We start from the raw sequence: 20291 nt of genomic DNA, 5'->3' as shown, positions 1-20291 counted from the left end.
GATAGTCTGGGATGCCCGATACGCTTCGCCATATCCGCCAGGCAGTTCAGCGACTACACGGGCGCTCGGGCTCTGATGATTAGCCCGGAACCTGATATTCGCACGACGGCAGCGAATGAGGGCTCTTTCCGTGGACTGTGAGTTCGGCCGCCTAAGAATTTCGATCCTTTGGCGAACGGCAGGTTTGATGGGCCGCAGCGCAGCGTCGGCGTGCTATAACCAATGGCAGGAATGGGCCCAATTTGGCAGATCGCAAACTACACAAATGATCGAACAAATTACAAGATACAGCGACTGATCTGCAGCCCTGGATCTCACTTCGTTCACAAAAGAAAATATGACTTGGGTTGCCCTCAGATGTCGGATACTCACCGCTTTTCTGGTCTAACTACGACGGTTGGGTCAGGTTCGTGTGACGTTCAACAGGAAGGCAATTGCGGAGAAAGGAGCAACCAAATATTTTTTGTAAATTGCTATTAAATATATACAAAATTTTGTCATCTAAAATGCATACCACCCAATATACCTCACTTAACATTGGAGCCAGCGCTTCAATGCCTCAGGTTCGAGCATGACGGAACGACTGGTAAAACACATGAATAGCAGACACTCATACAAAGTGCAGCGAACGTCTTCTTCGAGCCCAAAGCAGTCACTTCAAAAGGTCACTAACTACTCACGCGCCGCCGCAACGTACTGCCGACGATATTTCTCCGGAGAGGTGCCAAACCAGCGATGACAGGCGCGTGTGAATGCGCTGGCGTTCTTGTACCCCAGGTCGCGTCCGATTTGAGTTATGGAGCGCGTAGCTTCTCTCAGCCCCAGATCAGCGAGATGCTCCTTCGCGCGATCTATTAGTTCCGCACCGTTCGTTCCATGACTGCCGAGTTCTCTTTGCAGCGCCTTTGGATGAACTCCGACAAAGGCAGCCAGCCCGTCCAAGCCGGGCCAGTCAGAATAGTCGAACACTCGAAACAGTGCGAACAAATCCAGCGGTTGTTGTTGCGTGGAAGCATTGTCCGGTTCTGTGTTTCTGGGAAACGGGGATTGTTGCATAAGCCAAGCTGACGGAAACGACATGCTCAAACCCCAAGCGTCGGCTTTCTTCACGTTGTGCGACGGCACCAATTCGGCTGGGATAGCGTGAGGATCAAACACATGAATTTCAACGTCGCTTTGATCCCAAACTTTCCCCAATCTCGCCTTCAACATTTCAGACCAAGTAACGACATCCCATGCGTCCGCTTGCCCAGGCGGTTGCGGCGCTTTGAGAAAGCGCCTCCCGACCAAATTGGCGCGTTCTGTTTCAACGATCAGTTGGTAGTGCATCGAGACTTGAACTGTCTCGACAAAGTGCAACCAGGCCACCAGCAGATCGCCTAAGCTGGGCGTGTTGCTCATAGTGGCTGGAGGCACGAAGCCGGTGTTCCACTCATACTCTCGTGCGATCTCCGCGCAGAGGTAATGATTACCCGACTGCTGTGCTGCTTGTGTCGAGGCCAGATAGACGCAGGCACTGGGTATTGGTTGGCTTGGTGCGTCGAATACTTCGGGCCGCAGCAAACACCCTTCCAATATTTGATTGCGATCCGCACCCAACTTACAGGCTCGGTCAATCACCTCTGCCAAAAATTTTGACTGCATCACTGGAAGCGTCGTTTGGGCGATCAGTGGCTTGTTCAATGAGTTATCCTTACTGGACTGAGAAAGCAGAAATTGTCCAGAAATGGCAACACGCGAATTTCCCGCTTCCTGCTAACGTACATCTAAGGTCAGAATTTACAAATCAGGGAGATATATTGATGGGTGTCCAATTCAATCCAAATGTATTGCTCAAGGCAGTCGCAGCCGCTTCGACGCTTTCCATCTTGGGACTTTCGGCGTCACAAAGCGTTGCACAAGAAGAAGACTTTCCGATCCTTTTCACGAACGTCCACGTCTTCGATGGTGTCAGTGAGCAGCGGATCGAGAACGCTAACGTGCTAGTGGTCGGCAACCTTATCGCTGAAGTGTCTGCCGAGCCTCTTGCCGCAGCGAATGCTCGGATCATTGACGGCGGTGGTCGGACGCTCATGCCGGGATTGATCGATGCGCATGTCCACATGACGATCACGGAACCGCTCGCCGATCTGAGGGACAACTTCGATTGGATGTATTGGGGCGCAGTTTCAACAATTGAAGCAGAAAAGATGCTTCTGCGCGGTTTTACAACTGTCCGTGATGCCGGTGGCCCCGCGATTGGACTGCACAAGGCGATTGAACGTGGCAAAGCAGTCGGACCGCGCATTTATGCATCGGGACCGGTTATTTCACAAACCTCCGGACATGGTGAGCACCGGCTTTACAATGAACCGCACCCCAATTTCATGGGCGCGCATCCGTCTTTCTTCAATCAGCACGTAGAGTTTTTGGCAGATGGTGTGCCTGAAACACTTCGTGCGACACGCGAGGCCCTGCGGCTTGGCGCAGTGCAGATCAAAGTCATGGCGGGAGGCGGCGTGTCCTCCAGCGTTGATCCACTGCATACGGTACAGGGATTGCCCGAAGAGTTGGAGGCTTCTGTGCAAGCGGCGGCTGATTGGGGAACCTACGTGATGGTGCACGCCTACACAGACGCATCCATCGTGCGCTCCATTGAGGCAGGCGTCATTAGTATCGAACACGGACAACTGATGACCGAAGTCGGTGCTCAGGCCATTAAGGATGCGGATGCGTGGATTGTGCCTTTCTATTCTCTATTGGGTTTGGAAGAGGAGGCCGTCGTCATGGCATTGGGGCCAAGCGCTGGTGCAAAATTCCTAAGCGTGCAGGCCGGTGCGAGAAAACAAATGCAGCTGATAAAGGACTTTGGGATCGAGAACGTTGCTTTCTCAACGGACATCATCGGTGATCCTGTTGCGCTGACCAAGCAGAACGATGAGTTTAAGTATCGTCTTGAAGTCTGGAGCAGCCACGAAATTCTGCAGCAAGCGACGTCGAAGACAGCTGAACTTTTGGCACTTTCTGGTCCGCTCAATCCCTACCAGGATGGCCCTTTGGGTGTTATTTCGGAAGGCGCTTACGCCGATCTTCTGCTTGTGAAGGGCAACCCTGTCGAAGACGTTGAATTGCTCGTCGATTTCACAAACAACATCGACCTCATCATGAAGGATGGGGTGATTTACAAGAATACACTCGATTGAGTGTTGCGCGGGGTGTAATAACCTCGGCACCCCGCGCGTCTATTTTCTGAAACCGAAGTGGTCGCTAGTTCGCTCTGTCGGGAACGTCTGTTAAGTCCGCGCAGCAGACATTCACTGAATTCTGCCGAACGTCTGCACCGAGCCCGAAGCAGACTCTAGATCACGACACCAAACCAACTCACGTTCAATAATTTGTCCGCGAGCCGAGATGGTCTGCAAGCTGATCAAAAACCAACCTGATCCTTCGCGCTGTTTGCAACCCAGAGTGTGTGGCCAACCAGATAGGAAATTTGAATGGCTCGCGTTCTGGCAGAACACGCTCCACACCGGGTGTAAGGGCCGCCACATCGTCTGACATGACACTAATTCCGAAGCCTTGGCGCACAAGCTCCCATGACACTATCCCGCTCTGCGATCCAATGCGAAAATTCTTGCGGGTTATTTCGATGCCAGCCGGATTGAGAAATCCAATCATCGTGTCAACATCGCCAAAGCTGACGAAATCCAACTTAGCAAGTTCGCCGTCATTTTGTGGCCGCCCAACTTGTTCGAGGTATGAAGGGGCAGCGTAAAAATGTGCTGTCGCTTCTGCCACGAGCTTTGCAATCAGGTCCGGTTGTGTTGGGCGCACATGCCGAATTGCAATATCTGCCTCGCGCCGCTGTATGTCGCGTATGTCATTTGCTGCGACAACGTCGATCTCAATCCGTGGTGCCGCGAGCCTGATCTGCTTAAGAATAGGCGGAAGCTGATAGGCTGACATCACGTCGGACGCAGTGATCCTGACCTGCCCTTCAATGGCTTGCGACTGGCTTGTCGCGGTCAGAGAAATCCTATTCGCTACATTTGCCATTTCACTGACATGCACCAAAAGCTCAGCACCGGCTGTTGTCAGATTAAGCGACTTGCCAACCCTTTCAAACAAGGTGACGCCAAGCGCCAGTTCTAGTGCGGCGACGTGCCGACCGACGGTTGGCTGGGTCTGCCCGAGCACGCGCGCCGCGGCCGTAAACGAGCCTTCTTCTGCCGTTGCAAGAAAGGACCGAGCCTGGTTCCAATCGAAATCGATAACCTTCCAATTCATGCATTAATGCATAACAGTTCTGCAATAACTGGCAATTTAATAAATCGGCATTTTAAAATATTGGCTGCGGTGACACCAAAAGAAAAGAGAAACGATATGGCTGCATTGTCCAAAGATGCCGCATTTTGGAGCAAGATTTCGCGCAAATATGCGGCTGATCCTATCCGAAATATGGAAGGGTATCTGAACACGCTCGCACGCACAAAGTCCTACCTGAATGCCGAAGACAGCGTGCTAGAAATCGGCTGTGGAACGGGGTCGACCGCGTTGCTACTGGCACCGCATGTGGCTCAAATAACTGCCTCCGATCTCGCACCGGGGATGATCGAAATCGCCAACGAGAAACTCGCTGCAGAAGAGCTGGAGAATGTCACGTTCAAAGTGGCCGAGGTTTTGCAGCACGATCTTGACGAAGGTTCTTTCGACGCTGTCCTCGCACATAATCTGCTGCACCTTGTTCCCGATCTGGGCCAAGCACTCGAACACATTGCGACCCTTACAAAACCCGGTGGGGTATTCATTTCCAAAACCGTCTGCGCGCCAGAGAGTGGAGGGTTCAAATATGGCATAGTCAGCCGAATAGCGATCCCGATTATGCAGGTGCTCGGGAAAGCTCCGTTCGTAAATTTTGTATCCGTAGCTGAACTCCAGCACGCCATTGAACTTGCGGGCTTCGATATCGTCGAGACAGCGGATCAAGCCGGGTTATTGCCGAGCCGGTACATTGTCGCGAGAAAGTTGTGAAACAGTATTCGCGCCATAATTACTTTGCATGCAAGGGACAGCTCGGGCCATCAAATGAGTATAATGATGAAAGATGGGATTTCATTTGCACGCCTTTCGGAAATCGATCCGAATGACATTGCGGTTCATATGTCCGACCCCCGGGTAGCAGAGCATATGCCGCTATTGACGTTCAAACGGAATTTTGACGTCGCAAGAGAGTTTATCGCCAAGAAGGAAGGCTACTGGGCACGGGACGGCCTTGGACATTGGGCGTTTTTGTCAGGCGGTCGGTTTGTTGGTTGGGGGGGCTTTCAAAAAGAAGGTGACGAATGGGATTTTGGGTTGGTTTTGCGGCCCGATGCCTTTGGACTTGGGAAACGGATTTCCAAAATGGCAATCGATTTTGCGATCGCTGACAAACGTATCCCCTTTGTCACGTTTCTGTTGCCACCAAGTCGAAAAAATCTGGGTGCGCTCCGGAAACTCGGCGCCAAACACATCGGCGAGATCGAATACGAAGATGCTCAGTTTCTCAAGTTTCGCCTGGATACGGAGTGAACTCCGTTCTTCCTGATTTTTCCCGGTGGTGCGCCATACACCCGTTTGAAGGCCTTGTTGAACGCAGGCTCTGACAAGTATCCGATGTCAGCGGCAATCTGCGAGATTGGTTGATCCGTGTACACCAACCTTTCGCTGGCCAGGTGCATACGCCACGTTGCAAGATACTGGATTGCTGGAATGCCTACCAACTCAGTAAACCGCGCCGCGAAAGCGGATCTGGACATACCAGCAACCTCCGCGAGAGACTCGACTGTCCAAGCCACAGCAGGCGTTCGGTGAATTGCGACTATCGTGCGCCCGATCTGCGGATCTCGCGCAGCTTTTAACCAGCCTCGATCCGCATCGGGTGCGCTGTTCAGCCAACGACGAATGGCCTCAATGACAACCACATCGGCCAGTCGCGTGATCACGGTTTCGCCGCCTGGTCTCAATTCCCGCGCCTCCTTTGCGATGAATTGCAAAGTTGCCTGTAGCCAGCTTCCGGCATCCTCTTCCCACGGGTCGATTTTGAGTACATCCGGAAGCAAACCCATCAACATATCACTGGCGGCGTGATCGATCCGGACGAGGCCGTACATGATGCCCGTCTCCGCTCCACCACCACCGTACTCCAGTGTTTCATAGAGCTCGGTCACCTTGCGAATGGGCAACTCTTCCAGCGTCAAAAGCGGCGCGTCTTCTGAGCTAAAGAAACCGACCGGTGCTCCGTTGGTCATCAAGACCAGATCGCCTTTTTCGACCTCGAATGGGTCATCGTCACCGACCCTCATCAAGCACCGCCCGTGTGTGATGACTGCAAAGCTCAGTACGCTGGGAAACCCTGGGATGGATACGCCCCATGGTGCTGTCATGCGAGACTGGCAATAGAATGTGCCAGTGAGTTTCAGAAGATGAAGGATTTCCCCCAGCGGATCGCCGATCGGCTTTGCCAGCGCATCTGGGTCAGGGACATGTGGTTCAACCTTGTTCATGTCGCGACTTTGGCTAAAATTTGGCTCTTCGTCTATCCATTTAGGACGATTGGATAAGAATACTGGATTTTGAAGAATAGAACATCTCTATTGGTTGCCTAATTTCGGGTCATCAACTGAACTCATGGAGATGACCAATGATACAGCAAACCATTCTCGTACTTGGCGCAACAGGCAAAACGGGATCGCGGATCGCGACACGTCTGGAAGAAAAAGGCCAGACAGTCCGGCGCGCATCGCGGAACAGTGAAACGCCATTTGACTGGGGCCAACCGCAGACCTGGCCCGCAATTCTGGAAGGCGTCTCGGCCGCCTATATTTCCTACTTTCCTGACATCGCATTCCCAGGCGCAGTTGAGCAAGTCGAAGCGTTCACAGCATTGGCGCGGAAAAAAGGATTACAGCGCCTTGTGTTGTTGACCGGACGTGGCGAGTTCCATGCGGAACGGGCCGAAGCGGTCGTTCGCAATTCTGGAGTGCCATTTACGATCATTCGCGCCGCGTGGTTTGCACAGAACTTCTCTGAAGGGGCATTGCTTGGTCCAGTCATAGCAGGTGTCTTGCCAATGCCCGCAGGTGATGTGCGCGAACCGATCATCGACGTGGACGACATTGCCGATGTTGCCGTAGCCGCGCTGATCGAAGACGGACATATCGGTGAACTTTACGAAGTCACCGGCCCCCGTCTCATGACGTTTGCAGACATGGCCGCAGAGCTTTCTCGCGCCATGGGACGGACTGTGCAATACCTGCCCATTTCATTCGAAGACTTCCACGCGGAAATCGCGCATGCGAATGGAGAGATGATTGCTGATGTGATTACGGACATCGCGCGTGAAACGCTGGACGGGCGCAATGCGAACCTCGCCGACGGTGTCCAGCGTGCGCTTGGACGTACGCCACGCGACTTCGCCAACTTCGCACACAAAGCTGCAACCTCTGGCGCGTGGACCAGAGCCGCTTGAGTCGGGTCAAAGGGCAATGGAGACGATTATGAAACTTGGACTTAAACGCAGACTTATATTGGGCATGTCCGGATTAACGGCATTCGCCATAGGTCTGGCAATCACTCTGGACCCACAGTCTTTCTATGCCAACTACGGCATCGTACTCTCGCCGCAACCAAACCTGATGAGTGAGTTGCGTGCACCTGCTGCCAATCTCGCAGTACTTGGCCTGATCATTTTTTGCGGAGCATTTCACCAAAAGTTGGTCCAGGCCTCAGCCTTGCTTGGGGCTACGGTTTTCTCAGCTTTTGCCGTCGGCAGGACAATCAGTTTCGTCCTCGATGGTTGGCCATCAGAAAACACTCTTGCCGCATTTGCGATAGAGATTTTGCTTGCGGTGTTGTGTTTGTGGGTTGTCGGTAGAAATGCGAAATCTGCAGCGTCGGCCTGAGGCGGCTTTAGACCGCAAAACTGTCATTTGGCGAATTTCACTGAGTGACCGTTTTGCGGACTCAACTGCCATTCGCTCGAATGATTTAAGTGCCTGCTTTCCATTCAAGGCATTCAGGTATCTTCGGCGGAGCGCGACTTGAGCCATGCCAAAACGTTGGTCACCGACTCATTGTTTTTGGTGGCTCGCGGCATGAGGACATAGAAGTCATTTCTGCCCGGATCCCAGGCGGCACCAATCTCGACTAAGCGTCTGGCTTCAATGTCATGAGCCACTAGAAACCGGCTTACCAGGGCCACACCTTGCCCGACAATAGCGGCATCGACCGCAAGAGACGTTTGGCTCAGATGGAGGTCACGAGGAGACTGGTACTCGACGCCTAAATGCGCAAGATAGCTGGGCCAAAGATCATGGGTGTCATGGATTTTTGGAAGTTTATTGAGGGTTTCTGGCTCAAGAAGACTATCGTCCTTGGTCGCAAATTTTGGCGCAGCTACCGCGATGAGCAATTGCTTGAACAGAAGGGTTACGTCAAGTGATGCGCCAAAGGGCGGCGATCCTTGGCGTACTGCAAGGTCAATCCCGTCGCTATGAAAGCTCGAGACTTTCTCAGTGGCCATGATCCGCAAATCAATATTCGGGTATGCTGCGGAAAAGTCGGGTAGGTTGGGGATCAGCCATTTTGCGGCGAAAGTCGGAGTGACGCTGATAAGGACTTTGTACGGCTCTGGCTCCAACTCGGCAGTTGCGGATCGAAGGTCTGCGAACACGTCAGCGATCCGCTTGTGATAGATGCGTCCGACCGATGTGAACCGCAGGCCCTTCGGTACCCGTTCAAACAAGGCCACATCAAGATGCGCTTCGAGCTGACGCACTTGTTGCGCCACGGCCCCTTGCGTGACGCCCAATTCATCGGCGGCGGCTCGGAAACTAAGGCGGCGGCCTGCTGCATCGAAAGCACGCAGACTATTGAGTGGGGGAAGTTCAGTCATTTTGCAATAGTATTTCTACTGCCACGCAACATCAATTCTCAATCGCACTTTCTCAACAAGCCTATCATATGTAACCCAACCACCAAAGGACACTAGATATGACAGTAGAAAAGGTAGCTCTGATCACAGCAGGTGGTAGCGGCATGGGTGCGGATGCAGCCCGCAAATTGGCGGAAGACGGGTTCAAGGTTGGCATCCTGTCCTCGTCAGGCAAGGGTGAGGCGCTCGGCGCCGAACTCGGGGGCTTTGGCGTGACGGGCTCTAACCTTGACGGAGAAGCGCTCAACGCTTTGGTCGAAGGCGCGAAGGATCGTTGGGGTCGTATTGATGTCTTGGTGAACTCTGCTGGCCACGGACCGAAGGGTTCGATTCTCGAAATCAACGACGACGAATGGCATAAAGGGATGGAAGTGTACCTGATGAACGTGGTCCGCCCTACAAGGCTTGTCACGCCGACAATGCAGGCGCAGAGCGGCGGAGCAATCATCAACATCTCAACCTTTGCGGCATTCGAACCCGACCCTCTCTTTCCAACGTCGGGGGTATTCCGGGCCGGGCTTGCAGCATTCACGAAGCTCTTTTCGGACAAACACGCGTCAGAGAACATTCGCATGAACAACGTCCTTCCGGGCTTCATCAATAGCCTGCCCGAAACCGAAGACCGCAAATCGCGTATTCCCATGGGGCGTTACGGTTTCGCGTCAGAGGTGTCTTCTCTCATTTCATGGCTCGCCTCGGAAGATGGTGGCTACATGACGGGACAAAACCTGCGTATCGACGGAGGTTTGACCCGTGCAGTCTGACGCCTTGGCCTTTGTATTGCCGCGCGAGCGCCTTGTCTTCACGGTCAAGTGGGGCGCATCTGCTGTTCAGATCATGGGATACACCGCAACGGGGTTTAGCTGGACACCTTGGAACCTTTACATGTTTCTTGTCGGTCTCGTTGGTTGGTTCGCCGTTGGCGCACTGTGGAATGACAAAGCACTCATGCTTGTCCAACTCGTCGCGCTAAGCGCAATGATTGCTGGTATGGCAGGCAGCCAATAGGCAAGAGCAGCCATACGGTGCTGTGCAGTATCGGGGAGGTATGGGCGCGAAGCCGTTATCGAAACAGTTCGGTCGAATGACTGCTTTGCCTTGGCACTGGTCGGCGCCGAGTCAGTTGATCAATTTCTGCAGCTTCGTATCTGCCCCTCCAACACATAGTCAGATGCCAGCGCGCGCAGCGGCTCCAGAATGGCCAGTATTTCATCGGTGAAGGGGACAAGATGGACCTACCTGCCCGCCTTTCATGCGCTCCGTAGGTATGGTCCATAGATGCGCATCTACGTCGACCTCGGGCCATTTCACCTCCAACACTTCTGAAGTGCGGCAGGCGGTAAGAATGGTGAACTGCAGAGCTTTGGCGGCCATGGCTGAACGGGTCTGCGACTCGGCATAGAACGCCGGCACCTCTTGCCACGGCATAGCATCGTGGTGCTGAACATTGGCTTTGACGGTAGGCAGCACCTTGCCTTCGCGGATCGCGGTCACCGGGTTCTCGCCAGAGCGGAAGCCCTTAGACTTTGCCACGTCGAGCACCGTCTTGATACGCTGAGACAGTCGCTTTGCAGTTTCGTGTTTCTCAGTCAAGATGGGCGACAGGCACATCAGCACTTCGGGCTAATCGACGCTATCCACGGGCATGCGGCCGATCTTGGGAAACGCATAGTCACGGGAAGTATTGAGCCATTGCTGGCCATTCTTGGCGTTCTTCCATGTGGGCGGGCGTTCGATGTGGATCTGGCGGCTGAGTTCTTCGAAGGTCGAGATTTCACGCTGAGCATTGAAACGCGGGTTCAACCCGCTTTCGCCATCCGCCGGTATCCGAGCGCCCTCTTGCGCGCCTGGTTCAATGTGACCAAATCCGAGTCGCCCAAACCGAAATCTGTGCGTAGGGGAGAGCCCTTGCGGTTCTTTTGTGCCTTAGCCGTTACGCGCACGATCCAGCGCCGCGCTCCAGATGGATCAACAACGAGGTACTGGCCAAAGCCGTCACCACGCCGACCCGGACCGATATTCTCTACCAGCTTCTTTGTCAGCTTCCCGCCGAGCGCAGCTTTGACAATACCACAAAATATACCACTCAATGAAAGTACACGGGTATGATCGGATAAAATCCAACGAAACCCACCAAACCGGCTGCAGCCATAAAACACAGAGGCTTAAGCAACCTAATGTGTCTCATCGAAATTTTGGAAAATCACCAAGTGGCGGACCGAGGAGGATTCGAACCCCCGACCCCTTGATTCGTAGTCAAGTACTCTATCCAGCTGAGCTATCGGTCCGCGTTGGTGAGGCGCTGTTTAGACCCCGTGTTCGGGACGTGCAAGCCGATTCTGCAAAAATATTTTAAAAAGTCACATCGCCCCGCGGCAGGCGGATTTCAAAGGTAGTCCCCATCGGGCCCGTCTCGGCCATAACGAGGTCGCCGCCGTGACCGCGCACCAATTCCTGCGAAATTGCCAGACCCAGGCCCGAGCCGCCTTTGCGCACGCCACCCTGAAAGGGCGTGAACAGGTTTTCGCGGGCCTTGGGCGGCAATCCCGGTCCGTTATCCCGTATCTCGATGCACCAGTTCGTTTCATATTCACATCCGGCAATCGTGATTCTACCGGGCTTCCCAGCGGCCACAAGCGCCTGACGCGCATTGCGCACAAGGTTCATGATCACCCGGAAAATCTGTTCGGGATCTGCACGAGCGATCAGATCCTCGGGTAGTTCGTTGACGATCTCGACACACCCGCCTGCGACGGCCAGCTGCTCGCTTGCAACGACATCGTCTGCGACGGCGCGCATGGGGACCATCGTCAGCGTGGGGGCCGGTTCCTCGGCCCGGCCAAAGGCCAGCGTGCTTTCGCACAATGACACCGCGCGAGTGATCGAGTTCACCAGCTTAGGCGCCATGCGACGGACCAATGGATCATCACTGGATTCAATCCGGTCTGTGAAAAGTTGGGCCGAGGTCAGGATATTGCGCAAATCGTGGCTGACCTTGGCCACCGCCCCGCCCAGTTGCGCCAGACGCTCGCGCTGTTTCAGCGCGTGGGTCAGTTCGGTCTGCATCTGTTGCAACGCTTCCTCGGCCTCACGCAGCTCGGTCACCTTGGAATTGGGCGAGATGATCCCGCGCGCGTCCTCGGGCGCGCCGGCATAGCGCTGCATGTAGCCAACCACGCCCTTGATCGGCTTCACCAGAACTACGCGCACGGCAAGGAACAGGAAAAAGGCGGTGATGATTGAGATCACGAAAGACAGCCCGAGAATGCGCAGCCCGTAATCGGTCATCGCCATGCGCAAAGGCATACTGTCGGTGGTCACTTCGATCAACAGACCGGCGCCCTTGACCGGCTCACCAATCACACGGATTACTTCGTTTTCCGGAGTGAACAGACGCGCGACCGCATCGCGGATCAATATCCACGGGGTTGCGTCGCGCAGGTCATAAGTTTTGGTGATCTGTTCAGGGATGGGGGAAGACAGCATCAGCTGCCGCACTTCATCGCGACGCAAAACAACGTTGTAGACGCCCGCATTGGCCAGCAACTCGGCCTCGAGATCATCGGCCAGCATGTCATCGGCCAACAGCGCCAGCGACGCGATCTGGGCGCGCTCTAGCCGGTTCAACAAAAAGTCTTCGCGGAACCGCGCTATCGAGGGGACAAAAATCAGGATCTCGGCCAACATGACGAAGACCGTGGTCAGGATCAGAAATCGGCCCGACAGCGAGTTCACTTTTTACTCTCCTCCCAGTCAGGGCAGCCAGCGCTGGACGAACCCGACCACTCGTTTAACTGTCTGATTCTCAAACAGCCTTGGCGAGAAATAGGCACCCGCCACGCGTTTGTTAAGCTCTCCGATCGTCGGATAAGGCGAAACCATCGCGGCGACCTGTCCCATCTTCAGGTTATTCGCCAAGGCCAGCGACCACAAGTTGATCAATTCCCCCGCCTGATGCCCTACGATTGTGGCCCCCACGGGTCGGCCTTTTACGACCATGACCTTAATGAAGCCTTTCGTTTTGCGCTCGGATATGGCGCGGTCGTTGTGGTGGTAGTCAAAGCGCGCGATTTCCACCTTGTCGCTATGCTGCGTGCGAGCCTGCGCCTCAGTCAGACCAACCTGAGCCAGTTCGGGGTCGGTATAGGTGGCCCAAGGGATATGCGCGGTTTTCGCCTTGGAGGGCAGACCGAACAGGGCCGAGCGGATGATGATGCCCGCGTGATACCCCGCGACATGAGTGAATTGCAGCCCACCTGCAACGTCGCCGATGGCATAGACCTTTTTATTCGTGGTGCGCAGCGCGTCGTCGACTTTGATGCCGTTTCGTATTGGCTCAATCCCGGCCGCCTCAAGGTTCAGGCGATCAGTATTGGCCTTGCGCCCAGCGGCCAGCAACAAGTGCGAGCCGGAATAGATCTGGCCCGTCTCGGTCACGACCTCGACCTTTCCGTCCGCGCCGCGAATCTGTGCCACCATAGCTTGTTCATGAATTTCGATGCCCTCCGCACGCAACGAATCCAGAACGATCTCTACCGCCTCGGGGTCGTCCTTACCCAGAGCCTGCATCCCCTCGATCACGGTGACTTTGCAGCCCAGTCGGATATGCGCCTGTGCCATCTCTATTCCGATGGGGCCGCCGCCGATGATAAGCAGATGCTCGGGCTTGTCGCGCAGATCGAAGATCGTCTCGTTGGTGTAGGATGGCACCTGATCTAGACCGGGTATCGAGGGCACCATTGGCGAGGAACCGGTCGCAATCACGACACGCCGTGCAGAGATCAGATTGTCCCCCGCCTGCACCTGCGTGGGCGAGACGAAGTGACCATATTCGCGGATCACCCTGACGCCGAAGCCTTCAAACCGTTCCTGACTGTCCATCGGTTCAATCTGCGCGATCACGTCATGGACATGATCTTTTGCGGCGGCGTAGTCCACCTGCGGCACTACATCCGCGACGCCCAATGCCGAGGCATGCGCCTGCCCGTAAGCCGCCTTGCCGCTGGCGATCAGCGCCTTCGAGGGCACGCAGCCAAAGTTCAGGCAATCTCCGCCCATCTTGTGACCCTCCAGCAGGATCACATCCGCGCCCATCTGGCTGGCCCCGGCAGCCACCGACAAGCCACCCGACCCGGCGCCAATGACCAGGATATCCGTCTTCAATTCTTGCATAAGATCAGGCGTCCTTTTTGCCGCGCAGGGCTTTGATCAGGATGGGCAACGCCGCCAGCATACACAAGCCAATGATGGGTCCGATCACAAACGGCTCCCACAGTAGGGACACGTCAGGCGTCTCACCCCGGTCAAACACGCCACCCAGACCAACACCGATCCAAGTGTAAACGATGCCGCCCGGAATAATGCCCAGCGCGGTGGTGAACAGGAAATTTCGGAATTTGACGCCCACCAGTGCTGGCACCAGATTGGCCACAAAGAACGGCACCACCGGTACGAGGCGCAACAGGAACAGGACCGAGATTTCATTCTCGCGCAGCCCGTCCTTCAACTTTTTGACCGTCCCTTCGGATGACTCCAGCTTGGCGGTCAGAGATTCGCCCAACCCCCATCGCGCCGCCAAAAAGATCGCCGATGCGCCAATGGTGGCCGCAAACACGTTGAACACGGTGCCTGCAAATAAGCCGAACAGGAACCCTCCGGTCATCGAGGCTACAGCGGCGCCCGGCAGTGAAAAGGCAACGATCACGATATAGATCACCACGAATGCACCTGCCATGGCCCAGTAATTTGCATCTCGCCATGCCAGCAGGGATTCGCGGTTATCGCGCAGGGTCTCAAAGGTCAGGTAATCGCCCAAGGTGAAGAACCCCGCCACCGCAACGGCAAGGATCACCAGCAAGGGAATATGGCGCGCAAGCCCGCTGCGCGGGGCCTGTGTTGTATCGCTCATGTCTGTGTCCGGTTTTGTGCGTTTCATCTGTACACAACATGCGCTGTCCAGTGCCTGCGCAACAGGCCCCTCACGCGGCGTTGATCTTGACCGCAGGGAATGTGACGGAATAAAAGGGCAACACTGTCATTTTGAAACGTTTGTCCCGGTGGGATACCAGAATTGTTGCAAAAGGCGGCAAAACCCCCACCTAAGGGTTTGACTTACCCCCCGCCACCCAGTAGAGGACGGGCTTCGAACACTAGGGCAAGGCGAATCTGCGCCGCACCCGACCGCTATAGATTGGAGACGGAGCGATGAAACGCACCTATCAGCCTTCGAACCTGGTTCGCAAACGCCGCCACGGTTTCCGCGCGCGCATGGCCACCAAAGCCGGCCGCAAAATCCTGAACGCACGTCGCGCACGCGGCCGCAAGTCGCTGAGCGCGTAAGCCGCTCGACCTTTCAGGTTATGAACATGACGCCGCCGGAGGCCCCTGAGGATGGTTCAGTCCAGCCCAGCAAGCCTCCGGCGGCGTCCGTTTGCGTGTCTGCACCTGTGATCATCCTCAAGAAGCGATCCGATTTCCTGAAGGCGGCCCGCGCGCGGCGGCAGGGGACGTCGTCGATGATGGTACAGGCCCGCAAGCGCACCCTGGACGAAGGATCGGGGATTCGCGTGGGTTTTACCTGCTCCAAGAAGGTGGGCAATGCCGTCGCTCGCAACCGCGCCAAACGCCGTCTGCGCGAGGCCGCACGCGCCGTTCTGCCGGTGCATGGCCACGACGGTTGGGATTATGTCCTGATTGGCCGCGCCGAGGTGACGGCGAACCGCCCCTATGACGCGCTGTTAGGCGATCTGCGCTATGCGCTGCGCAAAATCCATAGTGACCGGAAATGACCCCGCTGGCGCGCGTCTTTGCCCTGCCGGTCAAGGCCTATCGCCTGATCTTCAGCCCTTGGGTTGGCCATAATTGCCGCTATCAACCTACCTGCTCGGCCTATGCGCTTGAAGCGCTGGAAAAGCACGGGGCCATCAAAGGCGCCTGGCTGACCGCGCGCCGTATTGGCCGATGTCATCCGTGGGGCGGTACCGGATATGACCCAGTGCCAGATGAGTCCGACCATCGCTAAGTCAGGCTTGACCAGACGGGTTGCGGGCGGAACACTCAGCCCATGACCACACCCGCCCGCGATACCCTGCCAACCCATGAAGTGACCAACCAACCAACCGATCGCGATCCAATCAACCTATGGGCTGCGGACCCTGTGCTGCAAGAGTGTGTGACCCGTGCCAAAGGGTGTTCCGAGCCGCTTGCCCGATATGGCAAAACTTTGGGAATGCCCGAGATCCACGAGGCGGCGCGCGCGGCCAATGCTCACCCGCCGCACCTGCGCCTGTTCGATAGCGGTGGGCGACGGCTGGACGAGGTTCGCTTTCACCCCGCCTATCACCAGTTGATGCAACTAAGCCAAAGCGCCGGATACGCCGCACTACCGTGGAATGACGAACCCGGCGGCCACTCGACCCATGCCGCTATGGTATATATGGCCAGTCAGGTCGAGCCCAGTCATTGCTGCCCCCTGACGATGACCTATGCTGCGGTACCTGCATTGAAAACCGACGCCAGTATCGCCCAGCTCTGGGTGCCGAAACTGACCGCGCATACTTACGATCCTACAATCCGGCCCATAGCGCAGAAACACAGCGCTACGTTGGGTATGGCGATGACTGAAAAACAAGGTGGATCGGATATCCGCGCCAATACCACCACCGCCACGCGGGACGGCGATCATTGGCGGTTGCGCGGTCATAAATGGTTCTGCTCGGCCCCGATGTCTGACGGATTCCTGACCCTGGCGCAGGCCCCCGGCGGGCTGACCTGTTTCCTTGTGCCACGCTGGTTAGAGGGGGAACGCAACGCCATCCACCTCATGCGCCTGAAGGACAAGTTGGGCAACCGCGCCAACGCCTCGGCCGAGATCGAGTATCACGACGCACTGGCCTATCAGTTAGGGGACGAAGGCGCGGGCATTCGCACGATCCTTGAGATGGTGCATCACACGCGGCTGGACACCGCGATGGCCCCTGCCGGGCTGATGCGCGCCGCCTTGTCCGAGGCGCATCACTGGGTGAGTCACCGCAGTGCCTTTCAACGCCACCTGATCGACCAACCCCTGATGCGCGTGGTGCTGGCCGATCTAGCGCTGGATTGGCAGGGCGCAGTGACCCTTGGGATGCGCGTGGCCCAGGCCTTTGACGGACAAACCCCGGAAGACCGCGCCTTTGCCCGTATCGGCGTGGCGCTGGCCAAGTTCCTCAACAACAAACGCTGCCCTGTGGTCGTGGTCGAAGCGATGGAGATACTGGGCGGCATGGGGTACGTCGAGGATACACCCCTGCCCCTGCTCTACCGCGAAGCACCCCTGAATGGCATCTGGGAGGGGTCCGGCAATGTGATCTGCCTTGATATTCTGCGGACATTGGCGCGTGAACCTTTGGCCGCCGAAGTGCTGCGCGCCGAAGTAGACGCCGCAAAAGGCGTGGATCGAGGATATGATGCGGCCCTGCGGGATCATATCGGACGCTGGCCTGACCTCCCTCCCGAGGCTGAGGCCCGCTGGTTTGCGGAACGCACCGCTCTGCTGCTGACGGCCTCACTGCTGTTGCGCCACGCCCCGCCTGCCGTGGCCGATGGTTTCATCGCGACGCGCTTGACCGGCGACAGCGGTCGGGTGCCCGGGTCGGTTCGAGGGTTGGACACCGAAGCCCTGTTGGCCCGCCTCGGCTAAGCGCCGCCCTTGCCCGGTTGCAGCAACTATTGTAGGGGCTGCGCATGTTTGACGAAGCTGACGATATCCACCCGCTGTTTTCCGGTGCGCCCTCGACCACCGAGTTCAAGAAGCTGCGCAAGCGCATTGTGCGCCAAACCCGTGAAGCCATCGAGCAATACGGGATGGTGGACCCGTCTGCCCATGACAAAGACGGCAAACCGCCGCGATGGTTGGTCTGCCTGTCCGGCGGCAAGGACAGCTATACCCTGCTGGCAGTTCTATACGAGTTGAAATGGCGCGGCTTGCTGCCCGTCGATCTGCTGGCCTGCAATCTGGATCAGGGTCAACCCGGCTTTCCGGCCACCGTTCTGCCCGAGTTTCTGAACCGCATGGGCGTACCTCACCGGATCGAATATCAAGACACCTATTCCGTCGTGATGGACAAGGTTCCGCAAGGTCGGACTTATTGCGCGCTGTGCTCGCGCTTGCGCCGGGGCAACTTGTACCGCATCGCACGGGAAGAGGGATGCTCGGCCGTGGTGCTGGGACATCACCGCGACGATATCCTCGAGACATTTTTCATGAACCTCTTCCACGGTGGGCGTCTGGCCACGATGCCGCCGAAACTGGTGAATGAAGAGGGCGACTTGTTCGTCTACCGCCCGCTGGCCCATGTGGCCGAGGCCGATTGCGAGAAATTTGCCATCGCGATGAACTATCCCATTATCCCCTGCGATCTCTGCGGCAGTCAGGACGGGCTACAGCGCCAACAAGTGAAACAGATTCTGGATCAGTGGGAAAAGAACAGCCCCGGTCGCCGACAGGTGATGTTCCGCGCCCTGACCAACGCTCGGCCTTCGCGTCTGCTGGACCCGAAATTGTTCGATTTTCAAGGTCTTGCGTTGCACCCCGGCAAAAATGACGAAAATTCGGATGAAATTCCGCGTCTGCGTTAACGTCTGACTCAGAATGGTTTTCTACGGTTTTCCCAAGCGTGCGATGCCCAAGGGAAAGGCCCGGAACACCAATGTGGAAACGTATCCCGGTTGAAAAAGCTCTCAATGTTCTGACCACCGCCCTCAGCGGCCCGCCCGCGCTGGCCTTTGCCCCTGCGATCAGCCTGGCCGCGTTCTGGATGGGGGGAGAGCGGGCTTTGGTTACTGTGGCTTTGACCCTGCCGCTTTTACTGGCGGCATTTTCCGCGCTGGCCACAACACCCGGCGACCAAACCGTGCCCAGCGGGTTGATCCCGCTCGACAGCTTTGCCGCAGGGATGGAGGGATTTTTCAGGTCCACCGCCACCACGCGTGACGACTCGGCCTGCCTAATTGTGGCATTGGACGGGTACATTGAATTCGAGGATTTGCACGGCACCGCAGCGACGGCACATGTGGTTGATCAGTTCCGCAGCCGGATGCTGTCGGTGATCCGCGCTCATGATATCGCCGCCCGGCTGGATGAGGACAAAATCGTAGTCGGACTAAACCCGTCCAAGCATCTTGATCTTGAAGCTTGCATCCAAATGTCGGGGCGCATTCAAGCCACTATCGAAGAACCCGTGGTGCTGAACGGCACTGGCATTTACCTGTCTTGCTCGATCGGGTTCAGCCTGTTGTCCAGCATCCGGAATGATGGGTTTGAGGCATGGATTGACGCTGCCTCAGCAGCTTTGGATGAGGCGCAAAGAAATGGCCCCTCGACCATCCGCGCCTATTCAAGCGAAACGCGGCGCCGCTCACGCATCCGGGCCAACCTGCGGCGCGAGTTTGATGCCGCACTGGATAGTGGCGAGATTCGACCCTGGTTTCAGCCTCAGATTTCGACGGATACCGGCCGCGTCACCGGGTTCGAAGCGCTGGCACGTTGGGAGCATCCGCAAAAAGGCGTGCTGAGCCCGCATGTATTTCTGCCTTTTGCCGAACAGGCGGGTCTAATGGAGCGTTTTGGCCAAACCATGCGCCACCACGCCTTCGCCGCCATGCGTCAATGGGACAATGCCGGGATCGTTGTGCCCCGGATCGGCGTGAATTTCTCCTCAGATGAGCTGCGCGACCCAGCGTTGATCGACCGGCTGAAATGGGAGCTGGACCAAAACGACCTGACCCCTGACCGGTTGGCCGTTGAAGTGCTGGAAACCGTCTTCTCGCGCCGACCCGATGACGTGATTACACGCAACGTGACTAGCCTGTCGAAACTGGGGTGCTGCATTGATTTGGATGATTTCGGGACGGGACATGCCTCAATCGCGTCGATCAAGCGCTTTGATGTTTCTCGGATCAAGATCGACCGCTCTTTTGTGGCCAAGGCAGATCGGGATGCCAGCCAGCAGCAGTTGGTCAGCGCCATCCTGACCATGGCCGAGCGGCTGAACGTCGAAACTCTGGCCGAAGGGGTCGAAACGCCGGGCGAACACGCACTGATGGCTCAGCTGGGCTGCAACCATGTTCAGGGCTTCGGGATTGGCAAGCCCATGCCCTTCGAAAACACGTTCGACTGGATCATGACCCATCAGAACAAGCTGAACGGTGTGCCCAAGATTGGTCGCAAAGCCGGCCCATAAACGCAAAATTGCACCACAAATACGCACTCAGCGGCGGTTTGACGGGCGAATCCGCTTGACCTTTGGGGCTGCACTCTGTTGAACCCACCGGGTGTGTTTCACTGCTTAAGGTGGCT

Annotated in this window: 21 protein-coding genes, 1 tRNA gene and 1 pseudogene; 13 read left to right on the top strand and 10 right to left on the bottom strand. The window is 56.4% G+C overall.

Annotated features, from left to right (window positions below; genetic code table 11):
* Window positions 1–672: 672 nt before the first annotated feature.
* Window positions 673–1683, bottom strand: coding sequence for an AraC family transcriptional regulator (locus tag ACR0CA_RS12445; RefSeq protein WP_480899310.1), 1011 nt, complete (start codon window positions 1681–1683; stop codon window positions 673–675).
* On the opposite strand from ACR0CA_RS12445, the gene ACR0CA_RS12440 reads away from it, so the two are divergent.
* Complete coding sequence (locus tag ACR0CA_RS12440; protein WP_480899308.1) at window positions 1683–3182, top strand: metal-dependent hydrolase family protein; 1500 nt, start codon at window positions 1683–1685, stop codon at window positions 3180–3182. The genes ACR0CA_RS12445 and ACR0CA_RS12440 overlap by 1 nt on opposite strands.
* 184 nt (window positions 3183–3366) lie before the next feature.
* On the opposite strand, the gene ACR0CA_RS12435 is transcribed toward ACR0CA_RS12440, so the two are convergent.
* Window positions 3367–4266 (bottom strand): LysR family transcriptional regulator, encoded by a 900-nt coding sequence (locus tag ACR0CA_RS12435; RefSeq protein WP_480899306.1) that lies wholly within the window; start codon window positions 4264–4266, stop codon window positions 3367–3369.
* A 69-nt stretch (window positions 4267–4335) separates the two neighbouring features.
* On the opposite strand from ACR0CA_RS12435, the gene ACR0CA_RS12430 reads away from it, so the two are divergent.
* Window positions 4336–5010: a class I SAM-dependent methyltransferase gene (locus ACR0CA_RS12430; RefSeq protein ID WP_480899427.1), complete on the top strand. Its 675-nt coding sequence runs from the start codon at window positions 4336–4338 to the stop codon at window positions 5008–5010.
* Between the two features lie 66 nt (window positions 5011–5076).
* Complete coding sequence (locus ACR0CA_RS12425) at window positions 5077–5550, top strand: GNAT family N-acetyltransferase (protein ID WP_480899304.1); 474 nt, start codon at window positions 5077–5079, stop codon at window positions 5548–5550.
* On the opposite strand, the gene ACR0CA_RS12420 is transcribed toward ACR0CA_RS12425, so the two are convergent.
* A complete protein-coding gene (locus ACR0CA_RS12420) occupies window positions 5517–6524 on the bottom strand; it encodes an AraC family transcriptional regulator (RefSeq protein ID WP_480899302.1) in 1008 nt (335 codons plus the stop codon). The genes ACR0CA_RS12425 and ACR0CA_RS12420 overlap by 34 nt on opposite strands.
* A 137-nt stretch (window positions 6525–6661) precedes the next feature.
* Here ACR0CA_RS12420 and ACR0CA_RS12415 point away from each other — a divergent pair, with 137 nt between their 5' ends.
* Both ACR0CA_RS12415 and ACR0CA_RS12410 read left to right on the top strand, forming a co-directional pair.
* A complete protein-coding gene (locus ACR0CA_RS12415; protein WP_480899300.1) occupies window positions 6662–7489 on the top strand; it encodes a Rossmann-fold NAD(P)-binding domain-containing protein in 828 nt (275 codons plus the stop codon).
* A 28-nt stretch (window positions 7490–7517) separates the two neighbouring features.
* Window positions 7518–7922 (top strand): DUF4345 domain-containing protein, encoded by a 405-nt coding sequence (locus ACR0CA_RS12410; RefSeq protein ID WP_480899298.1) that lies wholly within the window; start codon window positions 7518–7520, stop codon window positions 7920–7922.
* Between the two features lie 113 nt (window positions 7923–8035).
* Here ACR0CA_RS12410 and ACR0CA_RS12405 read toward each other — a convergent pair whose 3' ends face one another.
* A complete protein-coding gene (locus ACR0CA_RS12405) occupies window positions 8036–8914 on the bottom strand; it encodes a LysR substrate-binding domain-containing protein (protein ID WP_480899296.1) in 879 nt (292 codons plus the stop codon).
* 98 nt (window positions 8915–9012) lie between these two features.
* Between ACR0CA_RS12405 and ACR0CA_RS12400 the strand changes: the two genes are divergently transcribed.
* Entirely contained in the window at window positions 9013–9717 is a 705-nt protein-coding gene (locus ACR0CA_RS12400) for an SDR family oxidoreductase (protein WP_480899294.1), read from the top strand.
* The gene (locus tag ACR0CA_RS12395) at window positions 9707–9961 is read left to right on the top strand and encodes a DUF6552 family protein (protein WP_480899292.1); all 255 of its coding nucleotides are present in this window, start codon (window positions 9707–9709) and stop codon (window positions 9959–9961) included. The genes ACR0CA_RS12400 and ACR0CA_RS12395 overlap by 11 nt, the downstream gene beginning before the upstream one ends.
* 201 nt (window positions 9962–10162) lie before the next feature.
* Here ACR0CA_RS12395 and ACR0CA_RS12390 read toward each other — a convergent pair.
* From ACR0CA_RS12390 to ACR0CA_RS12365, 6 genes and pseudogenes are all read right to left on the bottom strand, one after another.
* Window positions 10163–10756, bottom strand: a pseudogene (locus tag ACR0CA_RS12390) (tyrosine-type recombinase/integrase).
* On the bottom strand, window positions 10753–11112 hold the full coding sequence (locus ACR0CA_RS12385; RefSeq protein ID WP_480899290.1) for an Arm DNA-binding domain-containing protein: 360 nt from the start codon (window positions 11110–11112) through the stop codon (window positions 10753–10755). Before ACR0CA_RS12385 ends, ACR0CA_RS12390 begins: the two are co-directional and overlap by 4 nt.
* Window positions 11113–11164: 52 nt before the next feature.
* Window positions 11165–11241: transfer RNA gene (locus ACR0CA_RS12380), tRNA-Arg, on the bottom strand.
* A gap of 64 nt (window positions 11242–11305) precedes the next feature.
* Entirely contained in the window at window positions 11306–12688 is a 1383-nt protein-coding gene (locus ACR0CA_RS12375) for a sensor histidine kinase (protein WP_480505953.1), read from the bottom strand.
* 18 nt (window positions 12689–12706) lie between these two features.
* Window positions 12707–14125 (bottom strand): dihydrolipoyl dehydrogenase family protein, encoded by a 1419-nt coding sequence (locus ACR0CA_RS12370; RefSeq protein ID WP_480899288.1) that lies wholly within the window; start codon window positions 14123–14125, stop codon window positions 12707–12709.
* Window positions 14126–14129: 4 nt separating this feature from the next.
* Window positions 14130–14861: a TVP38/TMEM64 family protein gene (locus ACR0CA_RS12365; RefSeq protein ID WP_170787587.1), complete on the bottom strand. Its 732-nt coding sequence runs from the start codon at window positions 14859–14861 to the stop codon at window positions 14130–14132.
* A 296-nt stretch (window positions 14862–15157) separates the two neighbouring features.
* Between ACR0CA_RS12365 and rpmH the strand changes: the two genes are divergently transcribed.
* The 6 genes from rpmH (at window position 15158) to ACR0CA_RS12335 (ending at window position 20175) form a co-directional block, all read left to right on the top strand.
* Complete coding sequence (gene rpmH / locus ACR0CA_RS12360) at window positions 15158–15292, top strand: 50S ribosomal protein L34 (protein WP_005980833.1); 135 nt, start codon at window positions 15158–15160, stop codon at window positions 15290–15292.
* Between the two features lie 26 nt (window positions 15293–15318).
* Window positions 15319–15741: a ribonuclease P protein component gene (gene rnpA, locus ACR0CA_RS12355; RefSeq protein ID WP_170773665.1), complete on the top strand. Its 423-nt coding sequence runs from the start codon at window positions 15319–15321 to the stop codon at window positions 15739–15741.
* Entirely contained in the window at window positions 15738–15974 is a 237-nt protein-coding gene (yidD, locus tag ACR0CA_RS12350) for a membrane protein insertion efficiency factor YidD (protein ID WP_170773663.1), read from the top strand. Before rnpA ends, yidD begins: the two co-directional genes overlap by 4 nt.
* A gap of 42 nt (window positions 15975–16016) precedes the next feature.
* Window positions 16017–17633, top strand: coding sequence for an acyl-CoA dehydrogenase family protein (locus tag ACR0CA_RS12345; RefSeq protein ID WP_480899285.1), 1617 nt, complete (start codon window positions 16017–16019; stop codon window positions 17631–17633).
* 44 nt (window positions 17634–17677) lie between these two features.
* Window positions 17678–18571: a tRNA 2-thiocytidine(32) synthetase TtcA gene (ttcA, locus tag ACR0CA_RS12340; protein ID WP_480899283.1), complete on the top strand. Its 894-nt coding sequence runs from the start codon at window positions 17678–17680 to the stop codon at window positions 18569–18571.
* 71 nt (window positions 18572–18642) lie between these two features.
* Entirely contained in the window at window positions 18643–20175 is a 1533-nt protein-coding gene (locus ACR0CA_RS12335) for a putative bifunctional diguanylate cyclase/phosphodiesterase (RefSeq protein ID WP_480899281.1), read from the top strand.
* Window positions 20176–20291: the final 116 nt, after the last annotated feature.

The sequence above is a fragment of the Ruegeria sp. F12 genome (assembly GCF_056533885.1).
The sequence above is the reverse complement of the archived record's forward strand: the minus strand, read 5'-3'. Positions and strand labels throughout refer to the sequence as shown.